The 19,668-nt window shown below is 70.3% G+C and carries 22 protein-coding genes and 1 pseudogene; 13 read left to right on the top strand and 10 right to left on the bottom strand.

The window, feature by feature from the left end; genetic code table 11:
- The first annotated feature begins 18 nt into the window (after positions 1-18).
- Positions 19-423, top strand: coding sequence for a B-4DMT family transporter (locus tag VM306_RS21580; protein WP_325517860.1), 405 nt, complete (start codon positions 19-21; stop codon positions 421-423).
- On the opposite strand, the gene VM306_RS21575 is transcribed toward VM306_RS21580, so the two are convergent.
- From VM306_RS21575 to VM306_RS41415, 3 genes and pseudogenes are all read right to left on the bottom strand, one after another.
- Positions 409-786 carry a VOC family protein gene (locus tag VM306_RS21575; protein WP_325517857.1) on the bottom strand — a complete coding sequence of 126 codons (378 nt, stop codon included), beginning with the start codon at positions 784-786 and terminating at the stop codon, positions 409-411. The genes VM306_RS21580 and VM306_RS21575 overlap by 15 nt on opposite strands.
- Before the next feature lie 4 nt (positions 787-790).
- A complete protein-coding gene (gene aroQ / locus VM306_RS21570) occupies positions 791-1,237 on the bottom strand; it encodes a type II 3-dehydroquinate dehydratase (protein ID WP_325517865.1) in 447 nt (148 codons plus the stop codon).
- Between the two features lie 25 nt (positions 1,238-1,262).
- A pseudogene (locus tag VM306_RS41415) lies at positions 1,263-1,865 on the bottom strand (ABC transporter substrate-binding protein); the annotation flags it as partial.
- A gap of 190 nt (positions 1,866-2,055) precedes the next feature.
- Between VM306_RS41415 and VM306_RS21560 the strand changes: the two are divergent.
- Both VM306_RS21560 and VM306_RS21555 read left to right on the top strand, forming a co-directional pair.
- Positions 2,056-3,027: a C40 family peptidase gene (locus VM306_RS21560; RefSeq protein ID WP_325517853.1), complete on the top strand. Its 972-nt coding sequence runs from the start codon at positions 2,056-2,058 to the stop codon at positions 3,025-3,027.
- Between the two features lie 263 nt (positions 3,028-3,290).
- On the top strand, positions 3,291-4,235 hold the full coding sequence (locus tag VM306_RS21555; RefSeq protein WP_325517851.1) for a C40 family peptidase: 945 nt from the start codon (positions 3,291-3,293) through the stop codon (positions 4,233-4,235).
- 118 nt (positions 4,236-4,353) lie between these two features.
- Here VM306_RS21555 and VM306_RS21550 read toward each other — a convergent pair whose 3' ends face one another.
- The gene (locus VM306_RS21550) at positions 4,354-4,653 is read right to left on the bottom strand and encodes an iron-sulfur cluster biosynthesis protein (RefSeq protein ID WP_325517849.1); all 300 of its coding nucleotides are present in this window, start codon (positions 4,651-4,653) and stop codon (positions 4,354-4,356) included.
- Between the two features lie 219 nt (positions 4,654-4,872).
- Complete coding sequence (locus VM306_RS21545) at positions 4,873-5,517, bottom strand: hypothetical protein (protein ID WP_325517847.1); 645 nt, start codon at positions 5,515-5,517, stop codon at positions 4,873-4,875.
- A gap of 163 nt (positions 5,518-5,680) precedes the next feature.
- Between VM306_RS21545 and VM306_RS21540 the strand changes: the two genes are divergently transcribed.
- The 4 genes from VM306_RS21540 to VM306_RS21525 are packed head-to-tail and all read left to right on the top strand — an operon-like array spanning position 5,681 to position 9,638.
- The gene (locus VM306_RS21540) at positions 5,681-6,382 is read left to right on the top strand and encodes a VIT family protein (RefSeq protein ID WP_325517845.1); all 702 of its coding nucleotides are present in this window, start codon (positions 5,681-5,683) and stop codon (positions 6,380-6,382) included.
- 25 nt (positions 6,383-6,407) lie between these two features.
- The gene (locus VM306_RS21535; protein ID WP_325517843.1) at positions 6,408-6,632 is read left to right on the top strand and encodes a hypothetical protein; all 225 of its coding nucleotides are present in this window, start codon (positions 6,408-6,410) and stop codon (positions 6,630-6,632) included.
- Between the two features lie 7 nt (positions 6,633-6,639).
- Entirely contained in the window at positions 6,640-7,317 is a 678-nt protein-coding gene (locus tag VM306_RS21530; protein WP_325517841.1) for a beta-phosphoglucomutase family hydrolase, read from the top strand.
- Complete coding sequence (locus tag VM306_RS21525) at positions 7,314-9,638, top strand: glycoside hydrolase family 65 protein (RefSeq protein ID WP_325517839.1); 2,325 nt, start codon at positions 7,314-7,316, stop codon at positions 9,636-9,638. The genes VM306_RS21530 and VM306_RS21525 overlap by 4 nt, the downstream gene beginning before the upstream one ends.
- Here VM306_RS21525 and VM306_RS21520 read toward each other — a convergent pair.
- The 3 genes from VM306_RS21520 to VM306_RS21510 all read right to left on the bottom strand — a co-directional run bounded on the left by VM306_RS21520 (position 9,635) and on the right by VM306_RS21510 (position 11,702).
- Positions 9,635-9,973 (bottom strand): hypothetical protein, encoded by a 339-nt coding sequence (locus VM306_RS21520; RefSeq protein ID WP_325517836.1) that lies wholly within the window; start codon positions 9,971-9,973, stop codon positions 9,635-9,637. The genes VM306_RS21525 and VM306_RS21520 overlap by 4 nt on opposite strands.
- A gap of 1 nt (position 9,974) precedes the next feature.
- The gene (locus tag VM306_RS21515) at positions 9,975-10,676 is read right to left on the bottom strand and encodes an SDR family NAD(P)-dependent oxidoreductase (RefSeq protein ID WP_325517834.1); all 702 of its coding nucleotides are present in this window, start codon (positions 10,674-10,676) and stop codon (positions 9,975-9,977) included.
- A gap of 108 nt (positions 10,677-10,784) precedes the next feature.
- Positions 10,785-11,702 (bottom strand): LysR family transcriptional regulator, encoded by a 918-nt coding sequence (locus VM306_RS21510; RefSeq protein WP_325517832.1) that lies wholly within the window; start codon positions 11,700-11,702, stop codon positions 10,785-10,787.
- Positions 11,703-11,785: 83 nt separating this feature from the next.
- Between VM306_RS21510 and VM306_RS21505 the strand changes: the two genes are divergently transcribed.
- A complete protein-coding gene (locus VM306_RS21505; RefSeq protein WP_325517830.1) occupies positions 11,786-12,076 on the top strand; it encodes a muconolactone Delta-isomerase family protein in 291 nt (96 codons plus the stop codon).
- The gene (locus VM306_RS21500) at positions 12,073-13,125 is read left to right on the top strand and encodes a YbfB/YjiJ family MFS transporter (RefSeq protein WP_325517828.1); all 1,053 of its coding nucleotides are present in this window, start codon (positions 12,073-12,075) and stop codon (positions 13,123-13,125) included. Before VM306_RS21505 ends, VM306_RS21500 begins: the two co-directional genes overlap by 4 nt.
- On the opposite strand, the gene VM306_RS21495 is transcribed toward VM306_RS21500, so the two are convergent.
- Positions 13,043-14,014, bottom strand: coding sequence for an alcohol dehydrogenase catalytic domain-containing protein (locus VM306_RS21495; protein ID WP_325517826.1), 972 nt, complete (start codon positions 14,012-14,014; stop codon positions 13,043-13,045). The two genes, VM306_RS21500 and VM306_RS21495, sit on opposite strands and share 83 nt — an antisense overlap.
- An 84-nt stretch (positions 14,015-14,098) precedes the next feature.
- Between VM306_RS21495 and VM306_RS21490 the strand changes: the two genes are divergently transcribed.
- The 4 genes from VM306_RS21490 to VM306_RS21475 all read left to right on the top strand — a co-directional run bounded on the left by VM306_RS21490 (position 14,099) and on the right by VM306_RS21475 (position 18,417).
- Positions 14,099-15,265: a beta-1,3-glucanase family protein gene (locus tag VM306_RS21490; protein ID WP_325517824.1), complete on the top strand. Its 1,167-nt coding sequence runs from the start codon at positions 14,099-14,101 to the stop codon at positions 15,263-15,265.
- 81 nt (positions 15,266-15,346) lie between these two features.
- Positions 15,347-16,018: a response regulator transcription factor gene (locus VM306_RS21485; protein WP_325517821.1), complete on the top strand. Its 672-nt coding sequence runs from the start codon at positions 15,347-15,349 to the stop codon at positions 16,016-16,018.
- The gene (locus VM306_RS21480; protein ID WP_325517819.1) at positions 16,015-17,331 is read left to right on the top strand and encodes a HAMP domain-containing sensor histidine kinase; all 1,317 of its coding nucleotides are present in this window, start codon (positions 16,015-16,017) and stop codon (positions 17,329-17,331) included. The genes VM306_RS21485 and VM306_RS21480 overlap by 4 nt, the downstream gene beginning before the upstream one ends.
- A 45-nt stretch (positions 17,332-17,376) precedes the next feature.
- A complete protein-coding gene (locus tag VM306_RS21475; protein WP_325517817.1) occupies positions 17,377-18,417 on the top strand; it encodes an NAD-dependent epimerase/dehydratase family protein in 1,041 nt (346 codons plus the stop codon).
- On the opposite strand, the gene VM306_RS21470 is transcribed toward VM306_RS21475, so the two are convergent.
- On the bottom strand, positions 18,404-19,600 hold the full coding sequence (locus VM306_RS21470; RefSeq protein WP_414672426.1) for a hypothetical protein: 1,197 nt from the start codon (positions 19,598-19,600) through the stop codon (positions 18,404-18,406). The two genes, VM306_RS21475 and VM306_RS21470, sit on opposite strands and share 14 nt — an antisense overlap.
- Positions 19,601-19,668: the final 68 nt, after the last annotated feature.

Genomic DNA, 19,668 nt, shown 5'->3' with positions numbered 1-19,668 from the left:
CAGTCCTAAGCTGTCCGCATGCGTCCTTGGTTCGTCCGTGCGTTGTGGATGGGGCTCCTGCACGGAGCCGTGCAGACCGGCGTGGCGGCGGTGGGCGTGCGCAGCCCCGAGGCCACGTCGGTCCGCCCCATCGCCATCGGGCTGCTCGTGGCCGCCGCCGTGATCTGGGGCGCGGTCGACCGCCTGCGCGACCTGCCGTCGCCGGGCATGCAGTGGTTCATCGCCGCCCTGATCGCCGGCCCGTTCGCCGGGGCGCTCGGGGTGATCGGGTCGGCGTTGCTGGTCGACCAGACCGGGCAGGAGGCGCTGTGGGTGGCGTTGACGGGCGGGGCGGCGTTCACGGCGTTGCTCGTGCTGGCGCCGGCGGGGCTCGGGTTGCTGCTGGGCGGCTTCCTGGTGCAGAAGGACTCAGCTCGCCACTAGCTCGACCTCGAAGCCGTCCTCGTTCTCCAGGAACGCGGCGTAGTGGTCTGGGCCGCCGGCGTGAGGATGTTCGTCCGCGAACATCAGCTGCCAGCCGTTCTGCTGGGCTTCCCGCGTGAGCCTGTCGACGTCCGCTTTGGCGCCCGCGTGCAGAGCGAGGTGGTTGAGACCGGCTTTCATCCGATCGTGTGGACCGGTGAGCGCCGGGGACTGTTCGACCACGACGTAGGTCTCGTCGAGCTTCCAGCTGACGCCCGCGTTCCAGCGCTGGTACTCGGTCCAGCCGAGCTCCTGGAAAAGCCACCCGAAGGTGGCTTCGGCGCGGGCGAGGTCCGGCACCCACAGCTCGACGTGGTGCAGCACGGCGCTACCTCTTGAGCGCCAGCCAGCGCAGCGCCAGCAGGTAGCCCTCCACGCCCAGCCCCACGATCACGCCGTTCGCGACCGCCGAGATGACGCTGTGCTGCCGGAACTCCTCGCGCTGGTGGATGTTCGAGATGTGCACCTCGACCAGGGGCGCGGTCAGCTGCGAGCACGCGTCGCGCACCGCGATCGAGTAGTGCGTCCAGGCGGCGCCGTTCAGCACCACGGGAATCGAGAGGTCGGCGGCCTCGTGCAGCCACGCGACCATCTCGCCCTCGTGGGCGGTCTGGCGCACCTCGACCTCGAAGTTGAGCTCCTTGCCCTCGGCCACGCACATCGTGACCAGGTCGGCGTACGTCGTGCGGCCGTAGACCTCCGGCTCGCGGGTGCCGAGGCGGTCGAGGTTCGGGGTTGCGGGCGGGCACCGCGACGTAGAAGAGCTTCGGGTCAGCGCCGACGACCTGGATCTTCTGGTTCGCGGCCTTCATCCTGGCGCCGATGGCCTTCAACCGGTCGGCGGCCTTGGTGAACGCCTCCTCGTCGGCCTTCACCTTCGCCGACTCCGTGTCCCCGCCGAGCGACCTGGCGAGCTCGCGGAAGCGCTTGACGCCCTCCGGAAGCTTGATCTTCGACTGGCCGATGCCGACGGTCGGCGCGACCTTGACGACCTTCTCCTCGAACTCGGCGGTGAGGTGCCAGAGACCGGTGACCTCCGGGTAGTAGCCCGCGACCACGAGGTCGGCGTCGAGCGCCGCGAACTTCTCGAAGTCGATCTCGCCGTAACCGGGGCCGGTGACGTCGGTGACCTGGCTCGGGTCGATGCTGCCTGCCTCGGGGTCGGTCGTGCCGTCCGCGCGCTTGAGCGGGCCGAACGTGCCGACGACGTTGACGCCGAAGTCCTTCAGCGCACCAGCGGCGGACACCTGGGCGACAACGCGCTTCGGCCGCTCCGGTGCGGTGACCTCCTTACCGCGGTCGTCCTTGAAGGACCACTGACCGGTTCCCTGCTCAGCGGGAGCGTTCCCGCCACACCCGGCGACCAAGCCGAGCAGCAGAACCGCGGCGACTGTCCTGCGCATCTGTCCACCTCCTGAGTTTAGGCTTGCCTAACCTATCAAGTGGTGATGGAAGACCGGACATACCGGTACCCCCGTCACCGGGCGAAGCCGGCCGGTGACAGGAAGGAGTCGACGGTCCGCGGACTGAACCCGGACGGCCGTTCGGCCGTACGCCTCCTCAGAAAGCCGATTCCTACTCCGAGGAGGCCGCGTGCCCGGCCATCGTGCTGCAAGGACCACCGCTTTCGCCGCCGTGATCGCCGCGACGGTGGTGTCGATGCCCTCGGCGCACGCCCAGCCCGCCGCCGACGCGCTGAAGACCTACAACGAGCTCACGCAACAGGCCGAGAAGCTCAGCCAGGACCACCTCAAGGCCCAGGGCGACCTCGCGCAGGCCAACGCGGTCGCGGGTGCCGCCACCGAGGCGGAGAAGAAGGCGCTGGCCGAGTCCCAGCAGTTCCGCGGCCAGGTCGACGTGCTGACCGAGGCGACGTTCGAGGGCGCGCGGTTCACCAACATCTCGGCGTTGCTCACCTCGTCGTCCCAGCAGGACTTCCTGGAGCGGATGCAGGCGATGACCATCATCGCCGCCGACCAGAACGAGGCGGTGGCGCGGCTCGACGCCACGCTGGGCGCGGCGGAGAAGGCGCGGGCCGACGCCACCGCGGCCGCGAGCGCGGCGGAGAAGTTCGCGGCGGACGTGTCCGCGCGCAAGGCCGCCATGGACCAGCAGGTGTCGGCGGCGCGGACCAAGTACCAGTCGCTGTCGGTGCCGCAGAAGCAGACCCTGAAGGCTCCTGGCGACACCTCCGCCGTGCCGGTGCCGTCGGGTGCGGCGGGCGTGGCGCTGAACTTCGCGCTGGGCGAGCGCGGCAAGCCCTACGTGTTCGGCTCCAACGGGCCCAACTCGTGGGACTGCTCGTCGCTGATGCAGGCCTCGTACCGGGCGGCGGGTGTGTCCATCCCGCGTGTCACCTACGACCAGGCGAAGGTCGGGCGCGGCGTGACCCGCAGCCAGATCGCTCCGGGAGACCTCATCATCTACTACTCGGGTCAGTCGCACGTGGCGATGGCCGTGGACAGCGTCCGCGCGGTCCACGCGTCCACCGAGGGCGTGCCGGTGAAGATCGCGGACATCGACTCCATCGGACCCATTTCGGTGATCCGTCGCGTAGTCGGGTGATGTGGGTCTCCACCCCGCGATAAACCCACGTGGGTGACTGTGAGAACGTGCTGGTGGTCAACTGTTGAGGTCCGGGTGCTGGACGAACATCAGCTCGTTCCGTAACCTGTCCGAGACCTTCGGCCCAGCAGTTAACCCACTCGGGGCACACGCCAAGGTTGCCGCCTCACGCGCAGTAGTTCTCGCGGGGCAGCTGCCAGGAAACAAGGAGGACCCGCGACGTGGTGTCGCACCCCTCGCGCCGTATCGTGCGTGGAGCGTTCGTGGCGACGGCAGCAGTCGTCGCGGCCACTCTCCCCACGACCCCGGCCACCGCACAGCCTTCTCCTGCCGACGCGCTCAAGAAGTACAACGAGCTGTCCGAGCAGGCTTCCAAGCTCAACCAGGACCACCTGAAGGCACAGGGCGACCTGGCCGCCAAGCAGGGCGAACTGGACAAGGCCAAGGGCGACCTGGCCAACGCCCAGAAGGCCGAGGAGTCCCTCCGCGGTCAGGTCGACCTCCTCACCGAGGCCACCTACTCGGGCGCGCGCTTCAACCAGATCTCCGCGCTCCTGGTGAGCGACTCCCAGCAGGACTTCCTCAACCGCATGTCGGCCATCAACATCCTCGCGGCCGACAACGCGGACGCTCTCAAGAAGCTCACGGACGCCGTCGAGGCGGCGGACGCCGCCACGAAGTCGGCGAACGAGGCCACCGAGGCCTCGAAGAAGCTGCTCGCCGAGATGGACCAGAAGAAGGCCGATCTCGACAAGCAGCTCAGCGAGGCCCAGGCCCAGTACCGCTCGCTGAGCTCGACCGTGCGCAACCAGCTGGCCGCGGGCGGCGACATGTCGAACATCTCGGTCCCGGCCGGCACCGCGGGACGCGCCCTGCAGTTCGCTCTGGCCCAGCGCGGCAAGCCCTACGTCTACGGCTCGAACGGGCCGAACTCGTGGGACTGCTCGTCGCTGATCCAGGCCGCGTACCGCGAGGCGGGCGTGAGCATCGGCCGCACCAGCTACGCCCAGGCGGCAGCGGGTCGTTCGGTGAGCCGCAGTGAGGTCAAGGCCGGTGACATCATCGTCTACTACTCGAGCCAGTCCCACGTGGCGATGGCGGTGGACGGCATCCGTGCCGTGCACGCCTCGACCGAGGGCGTGCCGGTGAAGATCGCCGACATCGACTCGATCGGCCCGATCTCGGTCATCCGCCGCATCGAAGGCTGATCACCGGTTCAGCACGACGCCCCTTGCCTTCGTGGCAGGGGGCGTTTCGCTTTCGGAAGAACGAACGAGAACGGGCCGGGCCCCACGCGCGGGGTCCGGCCCGTCCGGAGCTCCGGGCTCAGCCCTCCTGCTCCTGCCGCGCGATGGCGAAGGCCGGGTTCCCCTCGTCGTCCTGGCGCACGTCGAGCACCTTGTCGTCCAGGTACTGGGCGGCGGCCGGCTCCATCATGACCTTGGCACCGGCGGGGGCGGTCACCACCTCGTCGCCGTCGACGGCCTCGCTCAGCGTGAGCTCCAGGGCCTGGCTGTCCTGGTCGGTGGCGAGTGCGAAACGCAGGCCGACCTCGTCGCTGGCGGCCTCCGTCTGCGACGTCAGCTCGTTGATGACCTCAGCAGCCACCGGCGTCACTTCGAGCATTTCGGCCCCTCACATCAGGAAACAAGAAACTCGTTCCGTGTTCCCGACCTGGGCCGAGTTCAACCACTTCTCACCGAATCGGCGTGGGAGGTCTCTCGGCGACGGCCCGATTCAGGCCAGTCACCGCAGGTAGGAGGTCCGCGTGGAGTGAAGAACGACATCGCGGAAGCTGGACCAGTGCTCGGCGATCTCACGAGCACGGGCCCACGCACCTGGTGCCTACGCCACCCGGTGCGCCGGCCGTACCACCTCGTTGCGCACGTGCCCGCACGCCGAGCACACCCGCGGCACCGGGATCAGCTCCGCCACCAGCCGCCACGAGTCGGCGAACGACGGCACCTCCTGTCCCGGCAGGAGCAGGCTGTCCAGCACCTCCTGCCTCCGGCGGCCCTTCTCCCGGCTGCGCTCCACCGGGTCGCGGCGGTGGGCCAGGGCGCGCGACTCGGCCCGCGCCCGCTCGCCCTCCGACGTCAGGCCCGTGCGGGAGCGCGGGGCGTGCAGGGCGGCGTTGCGGCGGTTCACGCGGTACCACTCGCCCAGCGAGGTGCCCTTCAGCGGCGGGCGGGCCAGGCCCGCGCCGTCCGCCGTCCAGGTGCGCAGGCGGGCCCGCAGGAACTCGTGGGCCACCTGGTCCCGTGAGCGCGGGCGGCCCTGGCGGCTGCCGTCGGGCTTGGTGTCGATGGCCACCAGGAGGGCGTCGACGCTCCAGCCCGCCTTGAACCACGGCTCCAGCAGGCGGCGCACCCACCGGCGGTCGGCGTCCGGCCACGAGGCGCGCTCGCAGAGGGCCTCGACGGCGATGTCCACGTCGGCGTCGGTGGAAGGGACCACGCGGCCCGGCCAGCGACTGGGTTCGATCTGCATCGGGACTGACCTCCTTCTAGCACGCTCACGAACACCTGTTCGACATGCTGCCACGGGGGTCTGACAAAAATTGAACATCTACCCGTTGACCAGGCAAAACTCACCCGATCAGCACAGTGGGGCGCACATCGTGACCGCCAACCGGCGCACTAATCTCCGAACCATGACGCACGACGAGCCCCACGACGAGGTCACCGGCGACCGGATGAACTGGCTCCGGGCGGGAGTGCTCGGCGCGAACGACGGCATCGTGTCCACCGCCAGCCTCGTGGTGGGCGTCGCGGGCGCCACCACGGACAGGGCCCAGATCCTCGTCGCGGGCCTGGCGGGCCTCTTCGCCGGTGCGATGTCCATGGCGAGCGGCGAGTACGTGTCGGTCAGCAGCCAGCGCGACGCCGAGCGCGCCCTCCTCGCCAAGGAGAGCCGGGAGCTGCGCGAGACGCCCGAGGAGGAGCTGGAGGAGCTCAAGGACATCTACGAGGGCAAGGGCCTGGACGCCGCGACCGCGCAGGAGGTCGCCAGGCAGCTCACCGAGCACGACGCGCTGGCCGCCCACGCCGACGCCGAGCTGCACATCGACCCGGAGGAGCTCACCAACCCCTGGGGCGCCGCCATCGCGAGCTTCATCTCGTTCACGATCGGCGCCCTGCTCCCCCTCGCCGCGATCGCGTTCACCCCCACGACCCTGCGCGTGCCGGTCACCGTGATCGCCGCCATCCTCGCCCTGGCCCTCACCGGCTTCGTCAGCGCGCGGCTCAGCGGGGCGGACAAGCGGCGCGCCATCGTCCGCAACGTCGCGGGTGGCCTGATCGCGATGGGCGTCACCTACGCCATCGGCTCGCTGGTCGGGCAAAGCATCGGATAGGGCCGGACTGGGTACAGGTACCACCATGAGTGAAGATCGCGGTGCTTACGTGCCCCAGGACACCGACAGCTTCGAGGGCCTCGACGAGGACAACCTCGAGCGGGATCCGCTCGAGGGCGCCATGGACCCGCCGGAGGACTGGGCCGAGTCCACGAAGTACGGGATGACCGAGTACGAGCAGGCGCACCCACGGCCTCTCGACGAACGTCTCGCAGAAGAGCGCGGCGATGTCGGCGAGACGGGTGCATGATCACCTCATGAGCCTGGGCATCCCCGAGAAGATCACGGCGTTGCTGTTCGACCTCGACGGCGTGCTCACCAGCACCGCCGTGCTGCACCGCCAGGCCTGGCGGCAGACGTTCGAAGCCATGGGTCAGCCGTTCAGCGAGCAGGACTACCTCGCCTACGTGGACGGGAAGCCGCGCTACGACGGGGTCCGCAGCTTCCTGGCCTCGCGCGGTCTCACCCCCTCCGAGGACGAGGTCCGCCGCATCGGCGACCAGAAGAACGACCTGGTCAACGCCATCATCGACGAACAGGGCATCTCGCCGTACGCCGGTTCGGTCCGCTACCTCCAGGCGGCCCGCGAGGCCGGCCTGCCCATCGGCGTCGTCACGTCGTCGGCCAACGCCATGCGCGTGCTGCGCGCGGGCAACCTGCTCGACTACGTCGACGCGCTCGTGGACGGCAACGTCATCACCGCGTCGAACCTGCGGGGCAAACCGGCGCCGGACTCGTTCATCGAGGGCGCCAGGAGGCTCAAGACGGCACCGGAACACGCCGCCGTCTACGAGGACGCGCTCGCGGGCGTGAAGGCGGGGCACGACGGCGGGTTCGGCTTCGTCGTCGGCGTGGACCGCGGCAACCAGGCCGAGGCCCTCAGGACCGGCGGCGCCGACGTGGTCGTCGACGAGCTCGACGAGCTGCTCTCATGAGCTACGCGATCGAACCGTGGCAGCTGAGCTGGCAGGGCCTCTCCGTGGGCAACCTGCACCAGACCGAGTCGACGTTCGCGCTGGCCAACGGCCACATCGGCATGCGCGGCACGCTCGACGAGGGCGAGCCGCGCGGGCTGCCGGGCACCTACCTCAACGGGTTCTACGAGCAGCACCAGCTGCCGTACGGCGAGGCGGGCTACGGCTACCCCGAGGCGGGCCAGACGGTCGTCAACGTCACCGACGGCAAGATCATCCGCCTGCTGGTCGAGGACGAGCCGCTGGACATGCGGTACGGCGACGCGATCGAGCACGAACGCACTCTCGACTTCCGCACCGGCACGTTGAGGCGCCGCACGGTCTGGGAGTCGCCGACGGGCCGTCGTGTGACCGTGCGCAGCGAGAGGCTCGTGTCCTTCACCCAACGCGCGGTGGCCGCGATCCGCTACGAGGTCGAGCCGGAGGAGGACCTGCAGCTCGTCGTGCAGTCCGACCTGCTGGCCAACGAGCCGACCAAGAGCCGCAGCAGCGACCCCCGCGTCGCCGCCGCGCTGGACGCCCCGCTGGTCAGCGACTTCAAGATGGCCGAGAAGTCGCGGGCCGTGCTGTGCCACCGCACCAAGGTGTCCGGTCTGCGCATGGCGGCCGCGATGGACCACGAGCTGGAGGTCGCGGAGAGCACCGATCCCCGCACGGAGATCCGCGTGGAGGACGACCTGGCCCGGTTCACGGCGGCCGTCGACGTCAAGGCCGGCACCTGCCTGAAGCTCACCAAGTACCTCGCCTACGGCTGGTCGGGCCAGCGGTCGACCCCCGCGCTGCGGGCCCAGGTCGAGGCCGCGCTCGCCGGCGCCTGCCAGACCGGCTGGGACGGTTTACTGGCGGAGCAGAAGGCCTTCCTGGACAACTTCTGGGAGGTCTCCGACATCGAGGTCGAGGGCGACGACGAGCTGCAGCAGGCGCTCAGGTTCGCCCTGTTCCACATCCTGCAGGCCGGTGCCCGCGGGGAGACCCGCGCCATCCCCGGCAAGGGCCTCACCGGACCCGGCTACGACGGGCACGCGTTCTGGGACACCGAGATGTTCGTGCTCCCGGTGCTCACCTACACGCTGCCGGACGCCGCCCGCGACGCACTGCGGTGGCGTCACTCCACATTGGACAAGGCACGCGAGCGCGCGCAGGTGCTGGGGCTCAAGGGTGCCGCGTTCCCGTGGCGTTCGATCAACGGCGCGGAGTGCAGCGCGTACTGGCCGGCGGGCACGGCGGCGTTCCACGTCTCCGGCGACGTCGCCTACGCCGTCCAGCAGTACCTCCACGCCACGAACGACGAGGACTTCGACCGCGACGAGGCCACCGAGATCCTCGTGGAGACCGCACGGCTGTGGATGTCGCTCGGCCACCACGACCCGCACGACGGGTTCCGCATCGACGGCGTGACGGGACCGGACGAGTACTCGGCGATCGTCGACAACAACATCTACACCAACCTGATAGCGCAGCAGAACCTCCGCGCCGCCGCCGACGCGGCGGAACGCCACCCGGACAAGGCGAACGCGTCCGAGGAGGAGATCGCGGCGTGGCGCAAGGCCGCCGACGTGATGGCGATGCCCTACGACGAGCTGCTCGAAGTGCATCCGCAGGCGGACAACTTCACCAAGCACGCGGAGTGGGACTTCGAGAACACGCCGGAGGACAAGTACCCGCTGCTGCTGCACTTCCCGTACTTCGACCTTTACCGGCGTCAGGTCGTGAAGCAGGCGGACCTGGTCCTCGCGATGCACGTGCGTGGTGACGCGTTCACCCAGGAGGAGAAGGCCCGCAACTTCACCTACTACGAGGCACGCACCGTGCGCGACTCGTCGTTGTCAGCAGGCACGCAGGCGGTGCTGGCCGCGGAGGTCGGACACCTCGGCCTGGCGTTCGACTACCTCGTCGAGGCGGCGTTCACCGACCTCCGCGACCTGCACGGGAACGTCACCAACGGCCTGCACATGGCCTCGCTGGCGGGCGCGTGGACGGCGCTGGTGGCCGGGTTCGGCGGCATGCGCGACCACGGCGGCGAGCTCACGTTCGCGCCGCGGCTGCCGGACAGGCTGACCGCGTTCTCGTTCCGGATGGCCTTCCGGGACACCAGGATCGCGGTCGAGGTGCGCGGCGGCGAGGCCACCTACCGGATCGTGGACGGCGGCGAGCTGAAGACCCGGCACCACGGCGAACCGATCACGGTCACGCCCGACGCGCCCGTGACCATGCCGATCCCGGAGGCTCCCGAGCTCGAACGGCCTCGGTTGCCGTTCGGCCGGGAGCCCCGGAGGAATTAGTTCGGGAGACGGGAGACCTGGTAGTGCGCGATCAGGTCTCCCTTCACGAGCACGCTCAGGTAGACGCTGATCGTCGGCCTGTCGGTGAACGAGAAGTCGACGTTCAGATATCCGAGAACCATTTCGTCGGACAGCCGCCGCGTTTCCAGGACCTTGTACTCCGCTTTCAACCCGATGGGCTGGGAGTCGTAGTAGGCGGCGATGGCGGAACGCCCCACCCCGTACGGCTTGAGCCCCTGGAAGATCGCGTCCTCGGTGAACCCGGCCGCCACGCGCTCGGGGTCGTGCGCGTCGACGGCGTCCTTCCACCGGTCCATGACGTCTTCGAGGACCATGTCAGTGCCCCGCGCTCTGGCCGCCGTCGACGTGCAGGATCTCGCCCGTGACGAAGCCGGCCTGTTCCAGGAACGTGATCGCCTCGACCACCTCGGAGATCTCGCCGATGCGGCCGGCGGGGTGCAGCGCGGCGAGCGCCTCGTGCGTCTCCGGGGCGTGCATCGGCGTGCTGATGATGCCGAGCGCCACCGTGTTGAAGCGGATGCCGCGCGACGCGTACTCGACGGCCAGCGACTTCGTGACGGCGTTCAGACCGCCCTTGGTCAGCGACGCGAGGGCGGACGGCACCGCCGAGAGCGCGTGGTCGACGAGGCTCGTGGACACGTTGACGACGTGCCCGCCGCTCGCCTCCATCGCGGCGACGGCGCTGCGCGTGATGTCGAAGAAGCCGACGAGGTTCGTGCCGGTGACGACGGCGAAGTCCTCGTCGGTGTACTCGGTGAACGGCTTGGCCACGAAGATGCCCGCGTTGTTCACGAGCGCGTCGACCCGGCCGAACCGCGCCAGCGCCTCCCGGACCACCCGCGCGCCCTCACCGGTCTTCGAGAGGTCGGCGCGGATCGTGAGCACCTCGGGGTCGTCGGAGGACCCGATGGAACGCGAGACCGCGACAACCGAATAGCCGAGCTTGCGGTAGGCGGGAACGAGAGCCGCACCGATTCCCTGCGACGCACCCGTGACGATTGCCACCTTGCTGGTCATTTTCCTGCTCGCTTTCGAGAAGAGGGAAAGTGGAACTGACAGCCACAACGGCGTGCACCCGCTCCGCATTTCGCGTAATCGCGACCTGTTCCCTCCCTCGTGAGAGGCTCAGCCTCCCACCGCACGGTAGGGGTCGTCGGCGGGCAGCCAGGCGCGGCTCAGCCCCAGGTCGCCCACGTCCCGCACTATCGCCTCGGCCGCGGCGATCACGTCGGCGCGCACCTCGTCCGCACGGCGCACCAGCGACCAGGTCCACACCACCTCGGGATCGACGACGGGCCGTTGCACGAGATCCGGCGGCAACGGCGTCGTCTGCCCCTTCGGCGAGTTGAGCACCGGCGTCGTGCACACCCGCACGTGGTCGAAGAACGCCGGCCCGGTGATCGCGCCGTTGTGGATGCGCCGGACGGCCGCCCCGGTGTCGCGGGCGAACTCCTCGGCGTAGTCGTTCCAGGACTGCCACGACGTGACGTCGTCGTCCACCAGCACCGCGATGTCCTTCGCCCGCACCGGGCTCGTGTCGGTGCCGACGGCGACCGCGTAGAGCCGGTCGGCGCCGAGCAGCCGCGCCTCGAGGCCGAGCTGGGCTGCCTCGGACCGGCGGATCCAGCACACGGCGAGGTCGAGGCTGCCGTCGGCCACCCGCGCTGCCTGCTGGTGCGAGGGCACGACCCACGCGTCCACGTACAGCTGCGCGATCCCGGCCGTGCGCGAGGTGAGGTCGTGCGGCAGCCAGTTGACGTACCCGATCCGCACCGGCCGCGACCCGGACAGCTGGCGCGCGTGCCGCTGCAGCTCGTCCGCCCTCTCCAGCAACGCCCGCACCTCCGGGACCAGCGCGGCGCCGGCGGAGGTGAGGGCGACGGCGCGGCGGTCGCGGGCGAACAGCGGCACGCCGAGGTCGCGTTCGAGCGCTTTGATCTGCTGCGACAACGAGGGCCCCGCGATCAGCAGACGTGCCGCGGCCCTGCCGAAGTGGAGCTCTTCGGCGACGGCGAGGAAGTACCGGAGTTGACGCAGTTCCACGCCCGCATCCTAGGAGGCTGAAGCTCTCACGAAGGAGAAAGCCGGTCGTGGCACCCAGGACGCCCCGGTCGGACGATGAGGGCATGAGAGAGTTCATCGTCGAGATCACCACCACGATCCCCGACGGCACCCCGCAGTCCGAAGTGGACGCCCGGCGCGCCGCGGAGGCCGTGCGGGCCAAGGAGCTCACCGCGAGCGGCAACCTCGTCCGGCTCTGGCGGCCCGTCGGCGAGCTGCGCAGCATCGGCCTGTGGCGAGCCGGGGACGAGGACGACCTGCACGCCAACGTGCTCGGCACCCTTCCGCTGAGCCCGTGGATGGAGTTCGACGTCACCGCCGTGCAGCCGCACCCGAACGACCCCGGCCGGCTGTGAGCGCTCGTCAGGCCGCCGCGGCACTGGCGGCGGGCATGGGCATCGGCCGGTTCGTCTACACGCCGATCCTGCCGCTGATGACCGCTCAGGCCGGTCTGTCGGCGGCCTCGGCCGCGAGCCTGGCCACCGCCAACTACCTGGGCTACTTCGCCGGTGCGCTCGCCACGGTCGTGCGGGCGCCGTCACGGACGACGAACCGCGTGGCGCTCGTGGTGCTGGTGGTGAGCCTCGCCGGGATGCCGCTGACGCACGGCCTGGCGGTGTGGTTCGTGCTGCGGCTGGTGGCCGGGGTGGCGAGCGCGCTGGTGTTCGTGGCGGCGGTGAACGCCGGGCCGGGCTGGGGCATGAGCGGGGTCGGCGCCGGGATCGCGCTGTCCGGCCTGGTCGTCCTGGTCCACGCCCAGTGGCGGTTCGCCTGGTGGGTCGCGGCGGGGTTGTCCGCCCTGCTCGCCCTCGCGGCGTGGAACCTCCGGCCGGAACGGCCGCGGCCGCAGGCCACCGGGAGCGGGCGGCGCGGGTTCGGCGCGCTGTTCACCAGCTACACCCTCGAAGGCGTCGGCTACATCATCGCCGGGACGTTCCTGGTCGCCGCGATCAGCGGCCCGCTCGGCAGCGGTGCCTGGGTGCTCGTCGGCGTCTCCGCCGCGCTGTCGGTGATGATCAAGGGCAGGAACCTGCTGCCGGTGGCGCTGTTCCTGCAGGCCGTCGGCATCGCCCTGCCCGCACTCGTCAGCGGGACCACCGCCGCGCTGGTCGCCGTGGTCCTCTTCGGCGGCACGTTCCTCACCGTCGCGGCGACCTCGCTCAGGATCGGCGCGGACCTCGGCTTCCCGCGCGCCGCGGCGGTGCTCACCGCGGGCTACTCCGCGGGCCAGGTGCTCGGCCCGCTCGTCGCCACTCCCCTGCTGCGCCACGGCTACCACCAGGCGCTGCTCCTGGCCGCCGGGATCGTGCTCGCAGCCGCGTTCACAGCTCTAGCACTACCTTCACGTCGTCCGGCCGCTGCTCGAACGCCTCGGCGAACGACTCCAGCGGCACCCGCCGAGTGATCATCGACGACAGCCACCCGTCGTCCGCGCGGTCCAGCACCGCCGCCGCCTCGCGGTAGTGCCGCACGTTCGCGTTGACCGTCCCGAACACGATCCCGTTGCGCAGCACCAGGTCGCGGTTGGCCTGCCCGATGTCCGCCTCGACCACCTCGGAGGACGGCACCCCGGTCAGGCACACCAGGTCGCGCCCGAGCAGCCGGGCGACGAGCTCCGGCGCCCCGGTCGCCTCGATCACCACCGGGTGGTCGGGCAGCTCCCGGTGGTAGGTCGCGCCGAGCGACTCGACGAGCGCGGGCTTCGGGCCGTCGGAGGCAAGGTCGAACACGTGCACGTCGAGCCCGCGCTGCACGCCGACCAACGCCGCCAGCAGCCCGATCGGCCCCGCGCCGGTGACCAGCACGCTCTCGAACGGGAACAACGCCAGCCGGTCCAGCCGCTCCCACGCCTTGACCACCACGGACGTCGGTTCGACGAGAACCCCGGTCGCGGAGCTGACCTCCACGGCGTAGGAGGCGGGCACCGTCCACAACGTCGAGGCGTACCCGTCGAGACCGGTGATCCCGCGCTCGGTGTACTGACCGTTGCGGCACATGTCGAACTCGCCACGCGCACACGCCACGCACGGCACCGGGTCGGGCCTGCGGACCACTCCCGCCACCAGGGAGCCCGCGGCGAACCCCGGCCCGCTGATCACCCGTCCCAGCGACTCGTGACCGATCACCAGCGTCCCGCCGGTCCCGAACTCCCCGCGGACGATCTCGCGGTCCGTCCCGCAGACGCCGACCGCCATCCCCTCGACCAGCAGTTCGCCCGGTCCCGGCACCGGATCGGGCAGGTCGGACAACGACAACGACCCGGCTCGTGCGGGATCCACCGTCAGTGCGCGCATGAAGACCATTCTTGACAGGTCAACACGATCGCGCTGACTATGAGAGCGCTCTCACGACCCCTGTCTCAGTGAGGAGATAGCCCGATGCGCAAGCTCCTGCTGCTCGCGACATCGGCCCTACTTGGGCTGACAACGATGTCCCCGCCCGTGCAAGCGGCTCCCCCGAGCCAACTCCCGCTCACGATCACGAACAACTCGGGCCGCGGCGACGCGGTCCACCTGTACGTCACCGGCATCTACAACGGCCGCCTCGGCTACGTGAACGGCAACGGCCAGTTCACCCCGTGGTCCGGCGGTGCGATCCCGCCCGTCCCCGCGCCGGACTTCTCGATCCCCGGCCCGGCCAACGGCGCCAGCAAGACCCTGCAGATCCCGCTCAACCTGGCCGGCGGCCGGATCTACATGGCCTTCCGGGACAAGCTGAAGTTCAGCCTCGTCCCGGACGGTCTCGTGCAGCCCGCTCCGTGGGCGGGCGGCGACCCGAACCGCGACGTCCTGTTCGACTGGAGCGAGTTCAGCTACGACGGCGGCGGTCTGTGGCTCAACAGCTCCCAGGTGGACATGTTCGCGGTCCCGCACGCGGTCGAGGCGACGTCGCAGGGCGGCGCCACGAGGAAGGCGGGCCAGCTCGTGGCGAACGGGCGCAACCGCGTCTTCGACCAGCACCAGCAGCTCGGCGGTGACTGGGCGAAGCTCGCGTACACGCGGTCCGACGGCACCCGGCTGCGCGTGCTGAACCCGAGCAAGGGTCTCGACGCGGGCCTGTTCTCGAGCACGTACTTCCAGAGCTACGTCACCAGCGTCTGGTCGACCTACCAGAACACGCCGCTCACCGTCGTGCCGTACCAGGCCGAGCCGAACCGCAAGTTCACCGGCCGCGTCAGCGGTGGGGTCATGCGGTTCACCAACACCTCGGGCCAGCAGGTGGCGGAGTTCCAGCAGCCGTCCACCCGCGACGTGCTCAACTGCGACGGACGGCTCGCGGCGCCGAACAACGAGCTCGGCGCGATCTCGCGGTCGCTGTGCGCGGCGCTCAACCGGTCGACGCTCGGCTTCCTGCACACCCAGCCGACGTACAACGCGAGCGAGTTCTACACCCGTGCGACGACGAACCACTTCTCGAAGATCGTGCACGCCAACATGGCCGACGGCCGGGCCTACGGCTTCGCCTTCGACGATGTCGGCGGCTTCGAGTCACTTGTCCACGAACCGAACCCGCGTTCGGCGAAAATCACGCTGACCGCATTTTAAACCGAAGTGTTCTTGCTTTTGATCGACTTTCGCTCCACTGTGTGAGAGCCGTCGCCGCGGCTCTCACACAGTGGAGTCGACGTGTGCGTACGGGTCCTGCTGGTCGAAGACGACGAGCGAATCCGGCAGGCGTTGAGCCTCGCCTTGTCCGACGAGGGTTTCACCGTCGACGAGGCGGGTTCGGGGGAAGTGGCCCTGCGAAGGGTGGAAACCGAGTCCTTCGACGTCGTGCTCGTCGACCTCACGTTGCCCGGCCTCGACGGGCTGGACGTCGTGCGGACCCTCAGATCCCGCGGTGACCTGCCCGTCATCGTGGTCACGGCGCGAGCGGACGCCCGCGACATGATCGCCGGACTGGAGGCGGGAGCGGACGACTACGTCACGAAACCGTTGATGGGCGACGTTCTCGCGGCCCGCATCCGCGCGTTGTTGCGCCGGCGCGGACCGGGCAGGGAATCCGTTCGGATCGGCGATCTGGAAATCCGTCCGCAGGAAGGGCTGGTGCACCGTGCGGGTGAACGCGTTCATCTCACCAGAACGGAATTCCGGCTGCTGCTGGAACTCGCTGGTGCGGGCGGCCGAATCGTCACCAGGGAACAGCTGCTGCAGAGGGTCTGGGGATATGACTACTTCGGTGACACCCGGTTGCTGGACGTGCACATAAGAAGACTGCGGCGCAAGGTCGAGGCGAATCCGGACGATCCGGCGCTGGTTCTGACCGTGCGCGGCGCGGGCTACCGGATCCGCTCGTGAGACTCACCCTGCGCCGTCGCGTCACCCTCTCGTTCGGCTTCGGCCTGCTGGTCGTGACGAGCGTGCTGGCGTTCGCGACGTGGAACCTCGCCACCGGCTACCTGTTGCGGCACCGGGAGGCGGGCGCCACCCGGCAGGCCGAGCTCAACGCGCGGCTCGTGGAGAGGTCGCCGTCCTCCCCCGCACTCGGCGAGCTGCTCGGCGGGCCCGACTCGGCCATCCTCCTGTTCGGCCCGGACGGCGTGCTCACCGCGGGCCGCGCGGTCGACCCGTCCCGGCTCCCCGCCGCCCTGGTGCACCACCCGCCGGGCACCGCGAGGATCACCGTGGACGGGGTGCCGATGCTCGCCGTGGCGCGGCCGGTGGCGGGCGGCGCCGTCTACGTCGAGCTGTCCGGGTTGCAGCAGCTCGACCGGACGTTCGCGTTCCTCGGCGCGATGCTCGTCGCCGGGACGATCGGGTCCGCCCTGCTCGGTGCGGCGCTGGGCTCGTGGGCGTCGAAACGGGCGCTGAGACCGCTGACGGAGCTGAGCTCCGCGGCCGGCAGGATCGCCGGCGGTGACCTCCGCGCCCGGCTGCCCGACCAGGACGACCCCGACCTGGCCGCGCTGGCGGCGAAGTTCAACTCGACGGCCCAGGCGCTGGAGCAGCGGGCGTTGCGGGACGCGCGGTTCGCGTCGGACGTGTCGCACGAGCTGCGGTCGCCGTTGACGACGATGGTGAACGCGGGCGCGGTGCTGCGCCGCCGCCGTGAGCACCTGCCCGGCACCGCCGGGACCGCGCTGGAGCTGCTGACCTCGGAGGTCGACAGGTTCGCGCGGATGGTCGTCGACCTGCTGGAGATCTCGCGCGCCGACCAGATCGACGACCCGCCACCGGAGGAGATCGCGCTGGACGCGCTGGTGCGCAACGTGGTCGCGACCCGCGCGCCCGTGCCGCTGGACCTGGAGCCCGCCGTGGTGCTCGGCGACCGGCGCAGGCTCGACCGGGTGCTGACGAACCTGCTCGACAACGCCGAGCGGCACGCGGGTGGCGCGGTGCTGGTGGGTGTGCGGGAGTGCGGTGGACAGGTCCGGCTGACGGTGGAGGACGCGGGCCCCGGAGTGCCGCTGGACCTGCGGGAGCAGATCTTCGAACGGTTCGCGCGCGGCGTCATGGCGGGCAGCCGCGGTGACGACACGGGCAGCGGGCTGGGACTCGCGCTGGTCCGCGAGCACGTGCACCGGCTGGGCGGCCGGGTGTGGGTGGAGGACCGTCCGCCCACCGGAGCGCGGTTCGTGGTGGAGATGGTCTTACGGAGTTCTGACGGCTAGCGCCGCGGAGGCGCTCGGGGAGACGGGCGGCCCTACGGTCGGTCCATGCGAGTACTGGTCACCGGCGGAGCCGGGTTCATCGGATCGCACGTCGCGGACGAGCTGACCGCACAAGGACACGACTGCGTGCTTCTCGACGCGTTGCTGCCCGAGGCGCACGGCGCGGTCCCCGTGCTGGACCACGAACTGGTCGTCGGCGACGTCACCTCCCCCGACGTGCTGCGGCCGTTGCTGTCCACAGTGGACGCGGTGTGCCACCAGGCGGCGATGGTCGGGCACGGCGTGGATCCGTTCGACGCGCCTTCCTACGCCCGCCACAACGACCTCGGCACCGCGGTGCTGCTGGCCGAGATGCACCGCGCGGGGGTGTCACGGCTGGTGCTGGCGTCGTCGATGGTCGTCTACGGCGAGGGTCGGTACCGGTGCCTGTCGCACGGGATCGTCCGCGCCGAGCGGTCCGCAGCCGACCTGGCGCGGGGCGTGTACGAGCCGAGGTGCTTCTGCGGCGACTTCGTGGTGTCCGAACTGGTGCCCGAGGACGCGCCGCTGGAGCCGCGCAGCACCTATGCGGCGACGAAGCTGGCCCAGGAGCACCTGGCTGTGGCGTGGGCGCGGCAGACCGGCGGAAGCGTGTGGGCGTTGCGGTACCACAACGTCTACGGCCCGCGGATGCCGCGCGACACCCCCTACGCCGGAGTGGCGTCGATCTTCCGGTCGGCGCTGCGGAACGGCGTGGCGCCGCGCGTGATGGAGGACGGCCGGCAGCGGCGCGACTTCGTGCACGTCACCGATGTGGCGCGGGCCAACGTGCTCGCGTTGGTGTCTCCTCGCCCCGGTTTCGAGGCCGTGAACGTCTGCTCCGGCGAACCGCACACGATCGGCGACCTCGCCTTCGCACTGGCCGAGGCGTGCGACGGCCCGGCTCCGGAAATCGTCGGCGGCGCTCGTCCCGGCGACGTCCGGCACGTCGTCGCATCGCCCGCGAAGGCGTTGGACGTGCTGGGTTTCGAGGCGCAGGTCGCCTTCACCGAGGGCGTGCGGGACTTCGCGTTCGCCTCGCAGCGGGAGTCCGTCACCAGTTCGTGAGCACGAGGTGGTTCACCGCCAGGGCGGTCAGCGCCTGGGCGGTGAGCCACCTCCTGTCGAGCCTCGCGGTGCCGGCGAGCAGCCAGACGGCGAACGGCAGCCAGATCCGTTCGGTCTCGGCCTTGCTCAGCCCGGACAGGTCCGCCGCCAGGATCGCCGCACCGGCCGCGACGACCCACCTGTCCTTGCGCAACCCCTTGATCCCCGCGGGACCGATGACCAGCGTTAGCGCAGCGAGGTTCGCCCACACCCAGTACCAGTACGGCCGGGTGTCGCCGATTCCCTGGTAGTAGCGGAGTTTGACGAGCTCGTAGCCCTCGTACCACCAGAACCCCGCCACCGCGAACGCCGCTACGACCGCCAGAGCGCCGACCACGGCCAGTCCCGCTCGGCGGGCGGTGGCGGGCAGGTCGTCCCGGCGCCAGACCGCCGCGAGCGCGAGCGGCGCGAGCAGCACCAGGCCGTAGGACAGGAACAGGCACCAGCCCAGCACCACGCCACCGAGCAGTGGCCACCGCGTGAGCAGGTAGATGCCCGCGGCCGCGATGCCCATGAACATGCCGTCCGCCGACGCCCCGACCCACACCGCCCCGGGGAACAGCACGAGGAACGGCAGCACGGCGTTGTCGTCGAGGGCCTTGGGGATCGCCACGACCACGAGCGATCCGACCAGCACGCAGAAGAGCGATGCCGCCGCTCCCCCGCCGAGTCCCACGCGGTCGAGCCACGTGAACGTGAGCAGCGCGCCCGGCGGGTGACCGGAGACGTGCGTGGTCCACGAGTCCGGCTGGAAGTCGGGGATCCGTCCGGCGAAGCCGCGCAGCATCGCCGGGACGTCGGTGACGCCGGTGACGCCGGGAACCTCGTGCAGGTACTCGTCGTCGGTGGTGAGCCTGGTGACGAACCGGTCCCAGCCGTCGATCATGGCCAATGACAAGGTGAACGCCGTGGCCGTGGCGTAGGCGATCGGCAGGGCGAACCTGTGCCGAGCGAGCTCGGGTCCCTTGGCCACGACCAGGAACGCGATGAGGACCGCGACGGGCGTGCCGGGACCGACGTGCGGGTGCCAGTTGCCGAAGAGCGGTGCCGCGGCGGCGTAGAGGATGTCGGGGTCGTGGGCGTTGACAATGATCCCGGCGATGATGGCGGCAGTGACGAGGCAACCGGCGATGACTAGACGCACCGCGCCCAACCTAGGGGGTCCGGCGGGTGCTCGCAGGTCGCGCAAGACAACCGTAAGAACTCTTTCGC

This window comes from Lentzea sp. (genome assembly GCF_035525475.1).
In the GTDB taxonomy this organism is placed as follows: Bacteria; Actinomycetota; Actinomycetes; order Mycobacteriales; family Pseudonocardiaceae; genus Lentzea.
This window is presented reverse-complemented; position numbering and strand designations above follow the sequence as displayed.

Coding starts and splice junctions, on each gene's coding strand:
- VM306_RS21525 (WP_325517839.1), top strand. CDS start 7,314: ATGAGCTACGCGATCGAACCGTGGCAGCTGAGCTGGCAGGGCCTCTCC.
- VM306_RS21515 (WP_325517834.1), bottom strand. CDS start 10,676: ATGACCAGCAAGGTGGCAATCGTCACGGGTGCGTCGCAGGGAATCGGT.
- VM306_RS21530 (WP_325517841.1), top strand. CDS start 6,640: ATGAGCCTGGGCATCCCCGAGAAGATCACGGCGTTGCTGTTCGACCTC.
- VM306_RS21540 (WP_325517845.1), top strand. CDS start 5,681: ATGACGCACGACGAGCCCCACGACGAGGTCACCGGCGACCGGATGAAC.
- VM306_RS21495 (WP_325517826.1), bottom strand. CDS start 14,014: ATGCGCGCACTGACGGTGGATCCCGCACGAGCCGGGTCGTTGTCGTTG.
- VM306_RS21475 (WP_325517817.1), top strand. CDS start 17,377: ATGCGAGTACTGGTCACCGGCGGAGCCGGGTTCATCGGATCGCACGTC.
- VM306_RS21550 (WP_325517849.1), bottom strand. CDS start 4,653: ATGCTCGAAGTGACGCCGGTGGCTGCTGAGGTCATCAACGAGCTGACG.
- VM306_RS21505 (WP_325517830.1), top strand. CDS start 11,786: ATGAGAGAGTTCATCGTCGAGATCACCACCACGATCCCCGACGGCACC.
- VM306_RS21490 (WP_325517824.1), top strand. CDS start 14,099: ATGCGCAAGCTCCTGCTGCTCGCGACATCGGCCCTACTTGGGCTGACA.
- VM306_RS21545 (WP_325517847.1), bottom strand. CDS start 5,517: ATGCAGATCGAACCCAGTCGCTGGCCGGGCCGCGTGGTCCCTTCCACC.
- VM306_RS21520 (WP_325517836.1), bottom strand. CDS start 9,973: ATGGTCCTCGAAGACGTCATGGACCGGTGGAAGGACGCCGTCGACGCG.
- VM306_RS21580 (WP_325517860.1), top strand. CDS start 19: ATGCGTCCTTGGTTCGTCCGTGCGTTGTGGATGGGGCTCCTGCACGGA.
- VM306_RS21535 (WP_325517843.1), top strand. CDS start 6,408: ATGAGTGAAGATCGCGGTGCTTACGTGCCCCAGGACACCGACAGCTTC.